The 16,542-nt window shown below is 72.8% G+C and carries 17 protein-coding genes and 1 pseudogene; 10 read left to right on the top strand and 8 right to left on the bottom strand.

The features are described 5' to 3' along the window. Positions 1-91: 91 nt before the first annotated feature. Positions 92-484, bottom strand: coding sequence for a nuclear transport factor 2 family protein (locus AB0M92_RS38365; RefSeq protein ID WP_366107025.1), 393 nt, complete (start codon positions 482-484; stop codon positions 92-94). A gap of 110 nt (positions 485-594) precedes the next feature. On the opposite strand from AB0M92_RS38365, the gene AB0M92_RS38360 reads away from it, so the two are divergent. The 5 genes from AB0M92_RS38360 to AB0M92_RS38340 all read left to right on the top strand — a co-directional run bounded on the left by AB0M92_RS38360 (position 595) and on the right by AB0M92_RS38340 (position 4,297). Then, positions 595-1,038: a MarR family transcriptional regulator gene (locus AB0M92_RS38360; RefSeq protein ID WP_366107024.1), complete on the top strand. Its 444-nt coding sequence runs from the start codon at positions 595-597 to the stop codon at positions 1,036-1,038. A 113-nt stretch (positions 1,039-1,151) separates the two neighbouring features. Continuing rightward, positions 1,152-1,859 (top strand): VanZ family protein, encoded by a 708-nt coding sequence (locus AB0M92_RS38355; RefSeq protein ID WP_366107023.1) that lies wholly within the window; start codon positions 1,152-1,154, stop codon positions 1,857-1,859. Positions 1,860-1,868: 9 nt separating this feature from the next. After that, complete coding sequence (locus AB0M92_RS38350; protein WP_366107022.1) at positions 1,869-2,627, top strand: response regulator transcription factor; 759 nt, start codon at positions 1,869-1,871, stop codon at positions 2,625-2,627. Then, positions 2,620-3,699, top strand: a complete 1,080-nt coding sequence (locus AB0M92_RS38345; RefSeq protein ID WP_366107021.1) for a HAMP domain-containing sensor histidine kinase — start codon at positions 2,620-2,622, stop codon at positions 3,697-3,699. The genes AB0M92_RS38350 and AB0M92_RS38345 overlap by 8 nt, the downstream gene beginning before the upstream one ends. A gap of 199 nt (positions 3,700-3,898) precedes the next feature. Continuing rightward, positions 3,899-4,297, top strand: coding sequence for an ATP-binding protein (locus tag AB0M92_RS38340; RefSeq protein ID WP_366107020.1), 399 nt, complete (start codon positions 3,899-3,901; stop codon positions 4,295-4,297). 109 nt (positions 4,298-4,406) lie between these two features. Here the strand turns inward: AB0M92_RS38340 and AB0M92_RS38335 are convergent. Then, positions 4,407-5,006, bottom strand: a pseudogene (locus tag AB0M92_RS38335) (DJ-1/PfpI family protein); the annotation flags it as partial. A gap of 210 nt (positions 5,007-5,216) precedes the next feature. Here AB0M92_RS38335 and AB0M92_RS38330 point away from each other — a divergent pair. Both AB0M92_RS38330 and AB0M92_RS38325 read left to right on the top strand, forming a co-directional pair. Then, positions 5,217-6,659 (top strand): DHA2 family efflux MFS transporter permease subunit, encoded by a 1,443-nt coding sequence (locus AB0M92_RS38330; RefSeq protein ID WP_366107018.1) that lies wholly within the window; start codon positions 5,217-5,219, stop codon positions 6,657-6,659. A 175-nt stretch (positions 6,660-6,834) separates the two neighbouring features. After that, positions 6,835-8,781: a S53 family peptidase gene (locus AB0M92_RS38325; protein WP_366107017.1), complete on the top strand. Its 1,947-nt coding sequence runs from the start codon at positions 6,835-6,837 to the stop codon at positions 8,779-8,781. Positions 8,782-8,855: 74 nt separating this feature from the next. Here AB0M92_RS38325 and AB0M92_RS38320 read toward each other — a convergent pair whose 3' ends face one another. Next, entirely contained in the window at positions 8,856-9,314 is a 459-nt protein-coding gene (locus tag AB0M92_RS38320) for a helix-turn-helix domain-containing protein (RefSeq protein WP_366107016.1), read from the bottom strand. Positions 9,315-9,443: 129 nt separating this feature from the next. Here AB0M92_RS38320 and AB0M92_RS38315 point away from each other — a divergent pair, with 129 nt between their 5' ends. Next, positions 9,444-10,331, top strand: coding sequence for an aminoglycoside phosphotransferase family protein (locus AB0M92_RS38315; RefSeq protein ID WP_366107015.1), 888 nt, complete (start codon positions 9,444-9,446; stop codon positions 10,329-10,331). A gap of 4 nt (positions 10,332-10,335) precedes the next feature. Here AB0M92_RS38315 and AB0M92_RS38310 read toward each other — a convergent pair whose 3' ends face one another. After that, positions 10,336-10,725, bottom strand: coding sequence for a helix-turn-helix domain-containing protein (locus AB0M92_RS38310; RefSeq protein ID WP_366107014.1), 390 nt, complete (start codon positions 10,723-10,725; stop codon positions 10,336-10,338). 124 nt (positions 10,726-10,849) lie between these two features. On the opposite strand from AB0M92_RS38310, the gene AB0M92_RS38305 reads away from it, so the two are divergent. Then, positions 10,850-11,257, top strand: coding sequence for a RidA family protein (locus AB0M92_RS38305; RefSeq protein WP_366107013.1), 408 nt, complete (start codon positions 10,850-10,852; stop codon positions 11,255-11,257). A 123-nt stretch (positions 11,258-11,380) separates the two neighbouring features. Here AB0M92_RS38305 and AB0M92_RS38300 read toward each other — a convergent pair whose 3' ends face one another. After that, entirely contained in the window at positions 11,381-12,394 is a 1,014-nt protein-coding gene (locus tag AB0M92_RS38300; RefSeq protein WP_366107012.1) for an alpha/beta hydrolase, read from the bottom strand. Here AB0M92_RS38300 and AB0M92_RS38295 point away from each other — a divergent pair. Next, entirely contained in the window at positions 12,377-13,096 is a 720-nt protein-coding gene (locus AB0M92_RS38295; RefSeq protein WP_366107011.1) for a TetR/AcrR family transcriptional regulator, read from the top strand. The genes AB0M92_RS38300 and AB0M92_RS38295 overlap by 18 nt on opposite strands. Before the next feature lie 168 nt (positions 13,097-13,264). On the opposite strand, the gene AB0M92_RS38290 is transcribed toward AB0M92_RS38295, so the two are convergent. The 3 genes from AB0M92_RS38290 to AB0M92_RS38280 form a co-directional block, all read right to left on the bottom strand. Further along, positions 13,265-13,537: an acyl-CoA carboxylase epsilon subunit gene (locus AB0M92_RS38290; protein WP_366107009.1), complete on the bottom strand. Its 273-nt coding sequence runs from the start codon at positions 13,535-13,537 to the stop codon at positions 13,265-13,267. After that, on the bottom strand, positions 13,534-15,198 hold the full coding sequence (locus AB0M92_RS38285) for an acyl-CoA carboxylase subunit beta (protein WP_366107008.1): 1,665 nt from the start codon (positions 15,196-15,198) through the stop codon (positions 13,534-13,536). The genes AB0M92_RS38290 and AB0M92_RS38285 overlap by 4 nt, the downstream gene beginning before the upstream one ends. Before the next feature lie 136 nt (positions 15,199-15,334). Further along, positions 15,335-16,249: a 4'-phosphopantetheinyl transferase superfamily protein gene (locus AB0M92_RS38280; RefSeq protein ID WP_366107007.1), complete on the bottom strand. Its 915-nt coding sequence runs from the start codon at positions 16,247-16,249 to the stop codon at positions 15,335-15,337. Between the last annotated feature and the right edge of the window lie 293 nt (positions 16,250-16,542).

Raw genomic sequence — 16,542 nt, 5'->3', positions numbered from 1 at the left:
GCCCGTGAACGTCTCAACCCACAACGGCTCAACCCGCAACACCCCACCCATACACGGAAAATGCCCGGAACTCAGCCTTCTGCAACACCCTTTAGCGAGCGCTGCCGATGTTGCGGTCGGCGGCGGAGCCCTCCAGCATCAGGGTGGTCTCCTCGATGCGCTCGAAACGGCCGTCGGGGGCGAGGTCGGCGAACACGTAGACCTCCATCCGCACGGTCGAACCGTCCTTCTTGGTGATGTACGCGGTGTGCCGGTCGGCGTACTTGCCGCCGTCGTACAGCTCCTCGTGCACCACGACGTGACCGTCGGCCACCACGCCGCGCACGTGGGTGATGTGCTCGATGAACCCGGCGCGGTCGGCCCACTCCCCGTCCGTGCGCTGGCGGTACTCCGGGGTGAAGTGGCGGTCCGCGGCTTCCTCGACGGTGATGTCGCGGTTGAAGATCAGGTCGTTGAGAGCGGCTTCGATACTGGTGCGGTTCATGGGACTTCCTTACGGAGCGATGGAATGAAGGAGCCGAAGTGCGTGCGCTTCGCACGCTTCTCCTTCACTGTAACACCAACAGCGTGCGCAGCGCACGCTATTCTTTTCCCGTGGAGAACGAAGCAGGTCAAGAGATCGCGGACGCGCTGGGCATGCTGCTCCGGCGCAGTACGCGCACGCAGCTGCACCGGCGGCTCACCGAGGGCATGGGCGAGGGGGTGGACGAGCTGACGTACCCGGTCCTCAGCACCCTGGCCCGGACCGGCCCGCGCAGCGCCGCCGACCTGGCTCCCGACGTCGGGGTCGACCGCTCCGGCGTCACCCGCCGGGCCTCCCGGCTGGAGGCCGCCGGCCTCCTGCGCCGCGAACCGGACCCCGCCGACGGACGCGCGTACCTGCTCGTCCTCACCGAGCGGGGCCGCGCCGCGGTGGCGGAGCTGCGCGCCCGGCTGGCCGCGCACATCACGGCGAGCCTCGCCTCGTGGCCGCCGGGCGAGGCCGAGCGCTTCGCCCGCGACCTGCGCCGCTTCCTCGCGGAGGGACCCTTCGCCTAGGGGGTGTCCCGCGGCGCGCATCGCGGGCATATCGCGGGCATATCGCGGGCATATCGCGGGCATATCGAAAACCGCATACGCCGCCGCAACGGATCTTCGTCTCCCATGGGGGCATGAACCACGACGCACCCCTGTCCGCGCCGACCCGCCGCGCGCGCCGGGCCGTGCTCCCCGGCCTCGCGGTCCTCGGTGTGGCCGGCGCCCTGTTCGTCCTGCGCGGGCCCCTCCTGATGTCCGCCCCCAGGTGCGTGGCCGGGCGGTGGCACGGCTGCTACGACACGTTCAACGGGGTCGTGCTCGTGACGCTGGTCGCCCTGCCCCTGGCCGTGCTGGTGGCGTGGGCCCTGGCCCGCGTCCGGCTCGCCCGGGGCGGCGCCGACGGCTCGTCGGCGTGGCGGCTTTCGCTGGCCGAGGTGGGCATGGGCCACGGAACGGTGCCGTTCCTGTGGCTGACGATGATGCCGGGCGCCGCGCCCGGTACCGCCCCCGCCCGGGTGAGCCTGGTACCGCTGCGGGACCTGGTCACGATGGGGCCGCTCGGGATCGTCGGCAACCTGCTGGTCTTCGCCGCGCTGGGGTTCTTCGCCCCGATGCGGTTCGCGGCCATGGCCTCCCTGCCCCGGATCCTGGCGCTCGGGGCGGGCTGCTCGGTCCTCGTCGAGACCGCGCAGTACGTCCTGTGGCTGGACCGCGTGTCCTCCGTGGACGACGTACTGGTCAACGCGGCGGGCGCCGTACTGGCCGCCCTGGCTTCGCGCCGCTGGTGGCGCGCGCCTTCGCGCGCGTCCGCGCGTACGTCGGCGACGTGTCGCGCTGCTTAGGCTTCGGGCATGCGCGTACTGATCGTGGAGGACGAGCCCTACCTGGCCGAGGCCGTCCGTGACGGTCTGCGGCTGGAGGCGATCGCGGCCGACATCGCCGGCGACGGCGACTCCGCCCTGGAACTGCTCAGCGTCCACTCCTACGACCTCGCGGTCCTCGACCGCGACATCCCCGGCCCCTCCGGCGACGAGGTCGCCCGGCGCATCGTCGCATCCGGCAGCGGCATCCCGATCCTCATGCTCACGGCCGCCGACCGGATCGACGACAAGGCCTCCGGGTTCGGGCTCGGCGCCGACGACTACCTCACCAAACCGTTCGAGCTGCGCGAGCTCGTCCTGCGGCTGAGGGCGCTCGACCGCAGGCGCGCGTACGCCCGGCCGCCGGTCCGCGAGATCGCGGGGCTGCGGCTCGACCCCTTCCGCAGGGAGGTCTTCCGCGACGGCCGCTACGTCGCGCTCACCCGCAAACAGTTCGCCGTGCTGGAGGTCCTCGTCGCCGCCGAGGGCGGGGTCGTCAGCGCCGAAGAACTGCTGGAGCGGGCCTGGGACGAGAACGCCGACCCCCTCACCAACGCCGTGCGCATCACCGTCTCCGCCCTGCGCAAACGGCTCGACGAACCGTGGATCATCGCCACCGTGCCGGGTGTCGGCTACCGCATCGAGACGGGTACGGGCACAGGCGGTACGGACACTGCCGGTACGGGCGCGACCGGCCGGGACTGCTTCGGCCCCGGCTCCGGCGCCCGCCCCGGCCGTACGCGTGGATAGGCGCCCCGGGCCCAGCGCCCGGCTGAAACTCGCCCTCAGCTACGCCGGGTTCCTCGCCGTCGCCGGAGCCCTCCTGCTGGCCGTGGTGTGGGCGTTCCTGCTGCGCTACGTACCCGACAACTCCCAGGGCCTGCTCGGGATCTCGCCCAACCGCTACCTCCTCGTGCACACCTTCGCTCCCGCGGCGGCGGTGGCGATGGCCTTCCTGCTCGTGTTCGGCCTGGCCGGGGGATGGATCCTGGCCGGCCGCATGCTCGCGCCGCTCACGCAGATCCGGGACGCGGCGCGGACGGCCGGGACCGGATCGCTGTCCCACCGGATCCGGATGAAGGGCCGCCAGGACGAATTCCGCGAGCTCTCCGACGCGTTCGACTCGATGCTCGGGCAACTCGAATCCCATGTCGCCGAGCAGCAGCGCTTCGCCGCCAACGCCTCCCACGAGCTGCGCACCCCGCTGGCGATCTCGCGCACGCTGCTCGACGTCGCCCGCAAGGACCCCGCGCGGGACCGGGACGAGCTCATCGAGCGGCTGTACGCGGTCAACACGCGGGCGATCGACCTCACCGAGGCCCTGCTGCTGCTCAGCCGCGGCGACCGCGGCAACTTCACCCGTGAGAGCGTCGACCTCTCCCTCCTCGCCGAAGAGGCCGCCGAAACGCTGCTCCCCCTCGCCGAGCAGCGCCGGACCACGCTCGACGTCACCGGCGGGGCGGCCCCGGCCGCCGGCTCCGCGGAGCTCCTGCTGCGGATGGTGACGAACCTCGTCCAGAACGCGATCGTCCACAACCTCCCCGCCGGGGGCACCGTGACGGTCCACACCGAGGAGTACGGGGGCACGAGCGTGCTGCGGGTCGAGAACACGGGCCGCCCGCTGCCTGCGCGCCTGGTGCCGACCCTGACCGAGCCGTTCCGGCGCGGAACCGAACGGGTGCGCACCGACGAGCACGCGGGGGTCGGCCTGGGCCTGGCCATCGTGCAGAGCGTCGTCCGCGCCCACGACGGAACCCTCGAACTCCTCCCCCGCTCCGGCGGAGGTCTCCTCGTCACGGTCCGGCTGCCGGCCTCGCCGTAGGCATCCCCCGGCACCACCGCGGCCTGCGCGGGGCGGGGCGGGGCGGGGCGGGGCGGGGCGGGGCGGGGCGGGGCGGCCAAAGGTACGAGACGCGGGGCGGCCCGGATCGGCCGTCCGGGCGGTGTGACCATGACGGCGGCCTGCCTAGCGTGGAAGGACCGCAAACCGCAGGGGGGACCTGCTGGGATCGGAGGCACTCGTGCCTGCTCATCGCGTCGACATCGTGCTCCCCACCACCCCCGAGGCCGCCCGTTCGGCACGGCGGGCCCTGTCCGAAGCCGTCCCCGGCGGCGCACTCGCGGACGACGCCCGCCTCCTCGTGACCGAAGCCGTCACCAACGCGGTCCGGCACACGGTCAGCACCCACATCCGCATGGTGGTCGACGTGGAACCGGGGACCGACCGACTGCTGTGCGCCCTGCGCGACGACACCCCCCACCTGGGCCCCGCGAACCCGGCCCCCGCGGGCTGCGCGCAGCGCGAGTCCGGGCGGGGGCTCGGGCTGATCGCCGCCCTCAGCCAGTCCTGGGGCGTGGCCACGGACGGGGCCGGCAAGTGGGTCTGGTTCTGGCTCGGCGCCTCCGCGAACCGCGCCTGAGCGCTCAGCCCGGTACCGACACGGGAGCGGACCCGGCCGCGGCCGCCGACCCTGCCGCAGACCCGGACCCGGACGCAGACCCGGAAGCAGACCCGTCCGCAGACCCGGCCGCAGACCCGGCCGTGCGGATGGCGCGCAGGGTGCGCTCCACCGTCTCCCGCTGCTCGCCCACCGGGGCCGCGTAGGCGATGGCGGCGCGCGCGGCCTCCTCGCCGAGCGTCCGGGCGATCGTCCACGCGGCGAGGTACTGCGAGGCCAGGCAGCCGCCCGCCGTGGCGATGTTGCCCTCGCAGTGGAACGGCGCGTCCAGCACGGTGACGCCGCAGGCCTCGACGTACGGGCGGCTCGTCAGGTCCGCGCAGGCCGGCATCCCGCCGAGCAGCCCGAGCCGGGCGAGGACGAGCGCGCCGGAGCACTGCGAGCCGATCAGCTGCCGCGCGGGGTCCAGGGGCAGCCGGGCGAGCAGCCGGTCGTCGGCGACCACGTCGCGCGTCTTGACCCCGCTGCCGATCAGTACGACGTCGGCGTCCGGGATGAAGTCCATCGGGCGCTGACCGGTGACCTCGACGCCGTTCATCGACGTGACCACGGGCGTCGGCGTGGTGATGAAGGCTTCCAGGCCGTCCTTGCGGCACCGGTTGATCAGGGCCGACGCGATGAAGCTGTCGAGCTCGTTGAACCCGTCGAAAGTGACCACCGCTACCTGCACCGCGACCTCCTGAGCATGGCGTTCGAAGGGCCAGCCTCTCAGGTGCACGGGCACGGGTCACAGGCCAATCGGCCTCCAGTGGCCTGCCCAACTCCCCCGGGAAGTCCGCCTTTTCTAATCCATCTTTCTTGATGCATCAAAAAAGATGGATTACCTTCGTGCCGTGGCCACCGGAACCCGCCGGGGCGCGGACGCAGGAGTGGGGCCGACATGCGCAAGTGGAACGGCAATCCCTGGGCGGTCCTGGTGACCGTGTCACTGGGGTTCTTCATGACGCTGCTGGATCTGACCATCGTGAACATCGCCCTCCCCGAGATGATCGACGCGCTCGGGGCCTCCCTGGACCAGACCCTGTGGGTGGTCAGCGGCTACGCACTGGTGCTGGCCGTACTGCTGATCAGCGCGGGCCGGCTCGGCGATCTGTGGGGGCCGCGCAGGCTCTTCGCCGGCGGCGTGGCGGTGTTCACGCTGGCCAGCGTTGCGTGCGGGCTCGCGCCGAGCGCCGGCCTGCTGATCGCGGCGCGCGGGTTGCAGGGGCTGGGCGCGGCGCTGCTGGCACCGCAGACGATGGCGCTGATCGTCTCGGTCTTCCCCGCGCAGCGGCGCGGCACGGCCATGGGCGTCTGGGGGACGGTCGCCGGACTCGCCACGCTGTCGGGGCCGACGCTGGGCGGCATCCTGGTGTCGACCGTCGGCTGGCGGTGGATCTTCCTGGTCAACGTGCCGATCGGCGTGGCCGCGCTGGCGCTCACGTACCTGGTGGTCCCGGACGTGCGCAACGGGCGCGGCCACCGCTTCGACCTCGCGGGCGTACTGATCGCGACCGCCGCGCTGTTCTGCCTGGCGTTCGGGCTCCAGGAGGGCGAGCGGTACGGGTGGGGCGCCGGGATCTGGGGGCTGCTGGCCGCCGGGGTCGCGCTGGTCGCGGGGTTCCTCGTACACCAGCGCGGGAAGCAGGACCGTGATCCGCTGGTGCCGTTCGCACTGTTCCGCGACCGGAACTTCACCGTGATGACCGCGCTCGTGGCACTGGTGTCGATGGCGATGATCGGGCTGGTGCTCCCGTTCAACCTCTACCTGCAGTCCGTGCTGCACATGAGCGCGCTGGGGGCCGGCCTGGTGCTCGCGCCGTCCTCGCTCGTGTCGATGGTGGTGGGCCCGTTCGCGGGGCGGCTGTCGGACCGGATCGGCGGCAAGTACCTGCTGATGGCCGGGCTTTCGCTGTACGCGGCGGGGATGGTCGCGATCGTGCTGGTCGCGGGGCCCGCGACGCCCTGGTACCTGTTCGTGCCGGCGACGGTGGTGACGGGCCTGGGGGTGGGGTGCGTGATCGCGCCGATGTCGGCGGAGGCGATGCGGAACGTGGAGCCGCGGCTGGCCGGGGCGGCGTCCGGGGTGAACAACACGATCCGCCAGATCGGCTCGGTCATCGGGGCGGCCTCGGTCGGGGCGCTGCTGCAAGGGCGGCTGGCCGCCGAGCTCGCCGGGGGCGCGGCGTACGCGGACGCCTTGGTGGCCACCCTGCACGTGACGGCGGCCCTGCCGATCGCGGCCCTGGCCGTCGCGGTACTGCTGTGCCTGCTGGTACGCGACCACAAGAAGCAGCCGAAGCCGGAGCCCGTACGCACGACCGTCGGAGCGGCAGCCGGCTAGGCCGTTTCTGTTGGTGCGTCAATTCCCTTTCCTGGCAAGGTCTTTTGGGTTTCTTGATCGCTCCGTGCCCCTGACGTGAACGGTTCCTGACAAGAGTTGCGGCCGTACGCCGCGCACATCGCGGCGGTCCGCGCAACCAGCTCGCGACAGACTCCACTTCACTGCAGGGGATGAGATGAGAAGCACCCGCACGGGGCGCCGCACCCTAGGTGTCATGGCAGCGACACTCCCATTGCTCACCGGCGCGTTCGCCCTCGCGATACCGCCCGCGCAGGCCGCCGGGCCCGTCCCCGGAGGGCGGTCCGCCCTGGAAGGCACCCAGCCCTCCTGGGCCACCGCCTCGGCCGACCAGGGCACGGTCGCCCCGTCCGCGAAGGTGAACGCCCGGGTGTACCTGGCCGGGCGGGACGTGAAGGGCCTCACCGCCTACGCCGAGGCCGTCTCCAACCCGCGGTCCTCCGCTTACGGGAAGTACCTGAGCCCCGCCGAGGCACGCGACCGGTTCGGCCCGACCGCCGACCAGATCGGGGCCGTCACCCGCTGGCTCCGGCAGGCGGGCCTCACCGTCACCGGTTCCGACCAGCACTACGTGTCCGTCTCCGGGGACGCGGCGGCCGCGGAGAAGGCGTTCGCCACCCAGCTGCACGGCTACCGCAAGGGCGACAAGGTCTACCGGGCGCCCTCCAGGACGGCGTCCGCCCCGGCGGACCTGGCCGGCGCCGTGCTCACCGTGACCGGTCTGGACGACGCGCCGCACCGGTCCGCGCACCAGGACACGCTGCCGGGCCCGGGCGCCGGGTTCCGCAACGCCGGGCCCTTCTCCACCTACTTCGGGTCGAACGTGGCGAAGACCCTGCCCGACGCCAACGGCACGAAGGTCCCCTACGCGGTCAAGGGATACACGGGGCAGCAGTTGCGCGCGGCCTACGGCGCGAACGGGTACACCGGTCAGGGGGTGACCGTAGCCATCACGGACGCGTACGCCTCGCCGACCATCGCCCAGGACGCGCGGCAGTACGCGCAGCGCAACGGCGACAAGGCGTACAGGGCCAACCAGCTCCGCCAGGTCGTGCCCGCCGACTACACGGCGACCGAGGAGTGCGACGCGTCCGGCTGGTACGGGGAGGAGACCCTCGACGTCGAGGCCGTGCACGCCGTCGCACCGGACGCGGGCATCGTGTACGTCGCGGGTGCCTCGTGCAACGACCCGGACCTCCTCGACGCCCTGAACAAGGTCGTCGACAGCAGGCTGGCCGACATCGTCTCGAACTCCTGGGGCGACATCGAGGCCAACGAGACCCCGGACATCGCGGCGGCCTACGACCAGACGTTCAAGCTGGGTGCCATCGAGGGCATCGGCTTCTACTTCTCCTCGGGAGACGACGGGGACGAGGTCGCCAACACCGGGAAGAAGCAGGTCGACACCCCGGCCAACTCGGCGTGGGTGACCGCCGTGGGCGGTACCTCACTGGCCGTGGGCAAGGGCAACACCTACCAGTTCGAGACGGGCTGGGGCACGCTCAAGGCGCCGCTGAGCGCCGACGGCACCAGCTGGACGGGCTTCCCGGGCGCCTACACGGGCGGCGCGGGCGGCGGCACGAGTGCGACGGTCGCCCAGCCCGCCTACCAGCGGGGCGTCGTACCCGACTCCCTCGCCAAGGCGAACGGCACGGCGCGCATGCGCACCGTCCCGGACATCGCGGCCATCGCGGACCCCAACACCGGGTTCCTCGTCGGACAGACGCAGAGCTGGCCCGACGGCTCGGTCTCGTACGACGAGTACCGCATCGGCGGCACCTCGCTCGCGGCCCCGGTCATCGCCGGGGTGCAGGCGCTGGCGCAGCAGGCCCGCCACCTGCCGATCGGCTTCGCGAACCCCGCGATCTACTTCCGCTTCGGGACCCCGCTCTACCACGACGTCACCGACCACCCGCTGGGCAAGGACCGTGACCTCGCCGTCGCCCGCGTCGACTTCGCGAACACCGTCGATGCCGCGGACGGACTGCTGACCTCGGTCCGCAGCCTCGGCAAGGACAGCTCGCTGGCCGCCGTCCGCGGCTACGACGTGGTGACGGGCGTCGGGTCGCCGGGCCCGGGCTACGTCTCCTCGTACCGCAGGTAGCCTCTGCCGCACTCCGCCGCCCGGGCCCCGGCGGCTCGGGCGGCTCGGGCGGCTCGGGCGGCCGGCGTCAGGCGTCAGGCGTCCGGTGTCAGGCGGGCCAGCATCTCGGGCGAGAGGCGCTCCGCGAGCGCCTCCAACAGGGCGACGACCTCCGCCAGTTCGGCGGGATCGGTCGTGCCGAGGGCGCTGGACAGGGCGCCGTCGATGGTGGCCGCGGCCACCTCCGCCCGGCGGTCGGAGACCTCGGGGTTCCGGCGGACGAGGGTGCGCCGCCGGTCGCGGGGGTCGGTGGCGGCGACCACGGAGCCGGTCTCGCGCAGGCGCGCCACGCAGGCGGAGACCGCGCTCTGCGGCAGGCCCGAGCGGACGGCGATCTCGCCGACGGTGGTGTCGGGGTGGGCGTACACGTCGAGCATCACGATCAGGACCGAGCGCGTGCTCGTCGTGCGCTCGCCGACCCCGCCGTCCGGGATGGCCTCTTCGCCGATCTTCATCAGCGTCCGGCCCAGCAGGAAGAGCTGCACTCCGTTCATGCGCGCGACCTTACATCAGAACAGATGCATCCGATCTGATGGGATCCGGCCGCCCGGCCGGACGAAACCCTTGGCAGGACCACCTGTCCGGCGGGTACGTTCCCCACCACGTCCGGTACGAACACGAAGATGCACGCCGACGAGGTCGACATCGACGAGGCCCTCGTCGAGCGGCTGGTCGCGGCGCAGTTCCCGCAGTGGGCCGCGCTGCCCGTACGGAAGGTGCGCTCGGCCGGCACGGACCACGCCATGTACCGGCTGGGCGCGGGCATGAGCGTACGGCTCCCGCGCATACCCGGCGCCGAAGGCCAGGTCGCCAGGGAACAGCGATGGCTGCCCCACCTCGCACCGCACCTGCCGCTGGACGTACCCGTCCCGCTGGGGCGGGGAGTTCCGGGCGAGGGGTATCCGTTCGCCTGGTCGGTGTACCGCTGGCTCGACGGTGAGAACCTCTTCGACGAGCCCCTCGCCGAACCGCACGACGCCGCAGCCGGGCTGGGAGCCTTCGTCGCGGCGCTGCGGCGCGTCGACACCGCCGGCGCACCGCGCTCGTTCCGGGGCGGGCCGGTGGGCACGGCCGACGCCGGAGTCCGGGCCGCGATCAGGGACCTGGGCGCCGACGGCACGCTGGACGCGGAGGCGGCGACCGCCGCGTGGGAGGCCGCCGTTCGCGTTCCGCAGTGGGAGGGCGCGCCCGTCTGGCTGCACGGCGACCTCCTGCCGGGGAATCTCCTCGGCCACCGCGGCCGGCTCAGCGCGGTCATCGACTTCGGCTGCGTCGGCGTCGGCGACCCCGCGTGCGATGTGATGGCGGCCTGGACCCTGCTGCCCGCCGACACCCGCGAGGTGTTCCGCGAGGCGGCGGGCGTGGACGACGCGACGTGGGCCCGCGGGCGCGGCTGGGCCCTGCGCTTCGGACTCACGGCGGAGCACCACTACCGCGTGACCAACCCCGTCCTGGCCCGCGTCGCCCACCGGGCGACGGCCGAGGCGATCGCCGATCGCCACACCCGCTGAGCCGTTACGCCCCGGCGTCGAAACGGCGGCACGAGGCCTCGATCTCGCCGACGTACCGGTGGGTCCAGTCGCACAGCCCCTCGATCGTCGCGCGCAGCGCCCTGCCCGGCTCGGTGAGCGCGTACTCCACCCGCGGCGGCACGGTGGGGTACACGGTGCGCTCCAGCAGCCCGTAGCGCTCCAGCATGCGCAGGTTCTGGGTGAGCATCTTGTGGCTGATGCCCTCGACCTCGTCCCGCAGCCCGCTGAAGCGCACGGTGTCGTCGCCGAGGGCATCGATGATCAGGAGCGCCCATTTGTTGGCGACGCCGGAGAAGATCTCCCGCCCCAGGGAGTCCGCGCGCCGGACGTCCGCTTCATCGCGCGGTACGCCGCCGAGCTGCTTGGTCACCATCAGGTTCCCCAGTCACCGAAAAGTGCGTTCTTCCATGTCACCGGCCACTCTCCTACGGTTCCTGAGTAACCACAAGTGACCGTCAACAGTGACCGTGAACAAGCGTGAACAAGGAGGCCGCACCATGGCCATCACCCTGGTGAACCCCGCCGGACTGCCCGAGGTCCCCGTCTACCGCCAGGTGGCGATCGCGTCCGGCTCGAAGCTCGTCTTCGTCGCCGGACAGGTCTCCTGGGACACGGACGGGGTCACGGTCGGCGAGGGCGACCTCGCGGCCCAGGTCGAGCAGTGCTACCTCAACGCCGCCACCGCCCTGGAGGCGGCCGGCGGCTCGTTCGAGGACGTGGCGAAGCTGACCGTGTACGTCGTCGACTGGACCCCCGACAAGATGCCGCTCCTGCTGGAGGGCATCTCCCGGGCGGCCGCGAGGCTGGGCGTGACCCCCGTCCCCCCGGGCACCCTGCTGGGCGTGGCCGCCCTGGACGTACCCGCGCACCTGGTCGAGATCGAAGTCACCGCGGTGCTCGACTGACCTTCCCTCCGATGGCGCGAGGCCCGGCGCAAGGCGGCCCGGCGCGGCGCGGCCCGGCGCGGCGCGGCCCGGCCCGGCGCGGCCCGGCCCGGCCCGGACACGGCGGCCAGGCCCCGTCGCCGTTCAGGCAGCGCGGCTTCGATCGGCCGCGCCCGCCACCACCGGGCGGACCCGGGTCAGCAGCAGGTGCAGGAAACGGTCCGGGTGGCGGAACGCGGCGAAGTGGCTCGCGTCCTCGATCAGGGCGAACTCCTTGACCGGGGCCTCCACCTCATCGAAGAACGAGCGGGCGCGCTCGGGCGGGGTGATGACGTCCCGGTCGCCCTGGAAGACGTAGAACGGCAGCTCGAAACAGGTGCCGTCCGCGCGGTCGTCGAACGCGGCGAAGGCAGGGGTCAGCCGCGCCGAGAACTTCATGCCCGCGAAGTACCGGCCGATCTCGCGCAGCGAGTGCAGCGGGGAGAACCAGAGCGAGCCCAGCACGACCCGCTTGAGGGTGTCCAGGGTCAACGGGTCGGACGTCACGGTCAGTTTGTCGTACGCGGCCCGCTGATCGGCGGTCAGCGGGTGCGGGACGCGGCCCAGTACCTCCGCGGCGGCGGCGTCCTTGTGCTTGCCGGCCGCGCGCAGCCGGGACACCAGCGCCTCGTGGACGGAGGTGTCGCGGCCGGCGTCCAGGATGTTCTGGTCGGTGCCGACGTACGCGGAGTAGAGCTCCGGGTGGTTACGGGCCAGGCGCAGGCCGAACACGCTGCCGAGCGAGCTCGCCACGAGGACGGCCCGGTCGGCGCCGAGCCGCTCGCCGGCGTACCGGGTGACGTCGAGGGCGTCCTCGTACAGCCGGTCGAAGCTCATGTCGCCCTGCCCCTGCGGGCCGGAGCGGCCGAAGGTCTTGCCCGCGCCGCGCATGTCCCAGCGCACGACCGTGAAGTGCTCCTCCCAGGACCGCGTGCGCGCGGCGAAGATCGAGTGGGAGGCGCCGGGACCGCCGTGGATCTCGATCATCACGGGGTTGGCCCTGTTTTCGCCCCGGATGGAGACCCACTGCTCGATGCCGCCGATCCGGACGAACCGCTGCTCGTCGATGCCGTTCGGACTGTGGACGCGCAGGTGCCGCGCGTGGCCGGCGCGGCGCACGGCGCGGTGGCCCAGCAGGCCGGTGACCGGTGCGGCGAGCAGGGGCAGCCCAAGCGCGGCCCGAAGCCCTCGTTGAGCGTCGGGCGCATCGTGGACACCGCGCTCGCCATCGCCGACGAGGAGGGGCTGGACGCGCTGTCGATGCAGAGCGTCGCCGCGCGCCTGGGCGTGACCACCATGGCGCTGTACCGCTACGTCCCCGGCAAGGCGAAGCTGCTCGACCTGATGGTCGACGCCGCCTTCGGGCCGGCGCCCGACGTCGCCGCCGTGGCGGGCGGCTGGCGGCCGCGGCTGGAGGTGTGGGCGCGGGCGTGCTGGCAGGAGTACCGGCGCCGGCCGTGGATGGTGGCCGCCACGGGGATGCGCCGTCAGCTGATGGGGCCGCGTCAACTGGCCTGGATCGACTCGGCATTGGCCGCGCTGGCGGGGACGGGTCTCCCGTACGCGCAGCAGCACGCGGCCTTCCTGCTGCTCGTCGGGCACGTACGCGGCCTGGCGCAGCAGCTGGTCGACGACGACGAGGAGGGGCGCGCGGAGTGGAACCGGCTCACGGCGGACGTGTGGGCGCGGCACGGCGGCCGGTTCCCCGCATTGACCGCGGCCATCGCGGGCGGGGCCTTCGCCCCCCGCCCCGGCGATCCGCTCGACTTCGGACTGGAGCGGATCCTGGACGGCGTGGCCGCGCTGATCGAGCAGAGCTGATCGGGGTTCGCGGCTCGCCCGGGGCCCAGGGGAGGGGTGGGCCCCGGGCGGGCCGGCGGCCGCCCGGGCGGGGGTGTCCCGGACATGCCGCCGGCCGCCCGGCCGGGGGGGTGGCCGGGCGGCGTACGGGATCGTCCTTCTTGTGGGGGGCGGGCGGTGGGTGAGGGCCTACGAGGCCCAGGCGCCCGGCGCGATGAAGGACGGTCGGGGGCGCAGGGACAGCTTGTGCACCTGGGCCTCCGTCTGTGGGGACTGCGCCTCGTCGAGGAGCCGGATACGGGCGGTGAGGAGCACGGCCAGGGCCGCGACCTCCTCCGCGGTCGGGTTGCCCTTGGTGATGCGGATCGAGGCCGCGAGGGCGAGGGCGGACAGGTCGCCGGCGGCGTCCGGGGTGGGGCCCGGGGTCGGCGCGGCCGTCGGCGCGGGCGCGGGCGCGGTCACAGGGGGACGTTCCCGTGCTTGCGGCTCGGCTGCTGCGTGTGCTTCGTACGCAGCATGTCGAGGGTGGAGATGAGCCGCGCACGCGTCTCGGCCGGGTCGATGACGTCGTCGACGAGGCCGCGTTCGGCCGCGTAGTACGGGTGCATCAGCTCGGTCTGGTACTCCTTGATCTTCTGCGCGCGCGTGGCGTCGGGATCGTCCGAGGCGTTGATCTCGCGCCGGAAGATGACGTTCGCCGCGCCCTCCGCGCCCATCACCGCGATCTCGTTCGACGGCCAGGCCAGCGCCACGTCCGCGCCGATGGAGCGGGAGTCCATGACGATGTACGCGCCGCCGTAAGCCTTGCGCAGGATCAGCGAGATCCGCGGGACGGTGGCGTTGCAGTACGCGTACAGCAGCTTCGCGCCGTGCCGGATGATCCCGTTGTGCTCCTGGTCGACGCCCGGCAGGAAGCCCGGCACGTCGATCAGCGTGACCAGCGGGATGCTGAACGAGTCGCAGAACTGGACGAAGCGGGCCGCCTTCTCGGAGGCCTGGATGTCCAGGACGCCCGCGAGGTGCGCCGGCTGGTTGGCGACGATGCCGACGACGTGGCCGCCGAGGCGGGTCAGCGCGCAGACGACGTTCTGCGCCCACTGGGCGTGGACCTCGAAGTAGTCCCCGTGGTCGGCGATCTCCTCGATGAGGTCGCGGATGTCGTAGCCCTGGGTGGGCTTGGCCGGGACCAGGTCCAGCAGGCTCTCGCAGCGCCGGTCGACCGGGTCCTCCAGGTCGCCGGCGGGGGAGAGTTCACGGTTGTTGGACGGGAGCAGGGACAGGAGGTGGCGTACGTCCTCCAGGCAGCTCTGCTCGTCGTCGTACGCGAACGCCGCCACACCCGAGGCGCCAGCGTGGCTGTCGGCCCCGCCGAGGTGCTCCATCGTGACGGCCTCGCCGGTCACGGCCTGGACCACGTCCGGGCCGGTGATGAACATCTGCGAGGTGCCGCGCACCATGAACACGAAGTCCGTGAGGGCGGGCGAGTACGCGGCGCCGCCGGCGCAGGGGCCCAGGATCACGGAGATCTGCGGGATGACGCCGGAGTTGCGGACGTTGCGCTGGAAGATGCCGCCGTAGCCGGCGAGCGCGGTGACGCCCTCCTGGATACGGGCGCCCGCGCCGTCGCACAGGCCCACGATCGGGGCGCCGGCCGCCTCGGCCAGGTCCATCAGCTTGTGGATCTTCTCGGCGTGCGCCTCGCCCAGCGCGCCGCCGAAGATGCGGAAGTCGTGGGCGTACGCGAAGACGGTGCGGCCGTGGACCTTGCCCCAGCCGGTGACGACGCCGTCCGTGTGCGGCTTCTTGTCCTCCAGGCCGAAGCCGGTGGCACGGTGCTTGCGGAGCTGCTCGACTTCGTTGAACGTTCCTTCGTCGAAGAGCAGTTCTATGCGCTCGCGGGCGGTCAGCTTGCCCTTCGAGTGCTGGGCGGCGGTGGCGCGCTCGCTCGGTCCGGCCTCGGCCAGCGCCCGTACGGCGTGCAGTTCCGCGGTCCGCTCGCGCAGGGAGGCGAAGCGGGTCTCCTCGCGGCGCGGGGAGATCGGAGCCGCGGGTCGGGAGTCCGCAGCGGGGCGGGAGTCCGGCGCGAGTACGGTCTCCAGTGGTCTTTCCTCGACGATGCTCATACGGGCCCTTTCGACACAGAGGCACCGGGTCCGGCCGGTGTCGCGTCGCCCAGCTTCACCGTGGGCGCTACAGCTTGGCTTGATTCCGGCCCGGGAGCGGGTCGAGCTCCGGGCCGCGGGGTGCGGTACGGGGTGGTCACACGGGGTCCAACAGGCCGGAGACCATCGCGACGAAGCCCTCGTCGAGCATGGTGGACACGGCGGTGTCGCGGGACGGGTCGAGTCCGGCGTCGTGGCAGGCGATGCTGACGAGGTACCGGCCGAGGACGGGGTAGGTGCCGAAGGCCCATTCGCCGTGCGCGGCGGGGGAACCGTCGGGGGCGAGCAGACCGGTGCCGGGGGTGTGGCCGGTGCCGCTCGTGGCGCTCGCGGCGGGGGTGCCGGTGAGGGTGCCGGAGGCGCCCGTGGCGAAGCCGAACTCGGAGAAACCCATCCGCAGGCCCTGGCCCAGGGCCTTCGTGTACGCCTCCTTCAGCGTCCACAGGCGCAGCATGCCCGCGGTCTGCTCCGCCTCGGGGAGGGCGGCGAGCTCGGCGCGCTCGGCCTCGGTGCACACCTGGTTCTGGAGCAGGGAGAACGCCAGCCTGCGGTCGGCGGGTTCGGTGTCGATGCCGATGCGGCCGTTGCGGCTGATGCCGACCGCGATCAGCTCGTCGGTGTGGGTGAGGCTCAGGTCGATCTGGTCCAGGCCCCGCAGGTACGGGCGCCCGCCGGGCTTGTACGAGAGGTCCAGCTTGGCGGGGTCGGTCCCGAGGGCGGCGGCGGCCGTGTACCGGACCGCGAGCCGGGAGGCGACGAAGCGGAAGCGGATGGTCGGGTCGGTGGTGTGACGGTAGCGCTGCCAGTCCCGGCCGAGCAGGGGCCGCAGGGCGGGCTCCGCGAGGGCGGCGGTGAGCCACTCGCCCCAGGTGGTGTGGACGGAGGCGTTGCCGCGCCGGGCCATGCCCTCCCGTACGGCGTCCCAGGGCCCGGCGGGGCCGGTGACGTGGACGGGCGCCGTGATGCGCTCGCGCTGCGCGGCGGCGTCGCACCGGGTTTCTTCCATCGGCATCGGCATCGCCCTCTCGTGGCAGGTGTTTCCGCTGGCGGCGGCGGTGACGTGGCGCTGTCACGCTCGGCGCCGCGGGTCGAGGAATCCTCGAAGTCCGCTTGAGGAGCGCCACAGACCGCCCGGCGGAGCGATCGGTACCGGGTCACGGGGGCCGGCCCTTGCCGCCTGGCCCGCCCCGGGAATCGCGCCTGCGGGGCACTAGGGAGTGTCGTCAAAGTGGCGTCGTCCGCCCGGGAGGGAGGGGTCGGCGGGGTCTGGTGCGTGCGATCGCGAGGCGGAGGAGGGAATCGACG

Origin of the sequence: Streptomyces sp. NPDC051582, assembly GCF_040681715.1 — a bacterium.
GTDB lineage: Bacteria > Actinomycetota > Actinomycetes > Streptomycetales > Streptomycetaceae > Streptomyces.
The sequence above is the reverse complement of the archived record's forward strand: the minus strand, read 5'-3'. Positions and strand labels throughout refer to the sequence as shown.

Bases quoted from the DNA above. Each gene is read 5' to 3' on its own strand.
- AB0M92_RS38365 (WP_366107025.1), bottom strand. From the start codon at position 484: ATGAACCGCACCAGTATCGAAGCCGCTCTCAACGACCTGATCTTCAAC.
- AB0M92_RS38355 (WP_366107023.1), top strand. From the start codon at position 1,152: ATGAACCACGACGCACCCCTGTCCGCGCCGACCCGCCGCGCGCGCCGG.
- AB0M92_RS38350 (WP_366107022.1), top strand. From the start codon at position 1,869: ATGCGCGTACTGATCGTGGAGGACGAGCCCTACCTGGCCGAGGCCGTC.
- AB0M92_RS38330 (WP_366107018.1), top strand. From the start codon at position 5,217: ATGCGCAAGTGGAACGGCAATCCCTGGGCGGTCCTGGTGACCGTGTCA.
- AB0M92_RS38325 (WP_366107017.1), top strand. From the start codon at position 6,835: ATGAGAAGCACCCGCACGGGGCGCCGCACCCTAGGTGTCATGGCAGCG.
- AB0M92_RS38320 (WP_366107016.1), bottom strand. From the start codon at position 9,314: ATGAACGGAGTGCAGCTCTTCCTGCTGGGCCGGACGCTGATGAAGATC.
- AB0M92_RS38315 (WP_366107015.1), top strand. From the start codon at position 9,444: ATGCACGCCGACGAGGTCGACATCGACGAGGCCCTCGTCGAGCGGCTG.
- AB0M92_RS38310 (WP_366107014.1), bottom strand. From the start codon at position 10,725: ATGGTGACCAAGCAGCTCGGCGGCGTACCGCGCGATGAAGCGGACGTC.
- AB0M92_RS38305 (WP_366107013.1), top strand. From the start codon at position 10,850: ATGGCCATCACCCTGGTGAACCCCGCCGGACTGCCCGAGGTCCCCGTC.
- AB0M92_RS38285 (WP_366107008.1), bottom strand. From the start codon at position 15,198: ATGAGCATCGTCGAGGAAAGACCACTGGAGACCGTACTCGCGCCGGAC.
- AB0M92_RS38280 (WP_366107007.1), bottom strand. From the start codon at position 16,249: ATGCCGATGGAAGAAACCCGGTGCGACGCCGCCGCGCAGCGCGAGCGC.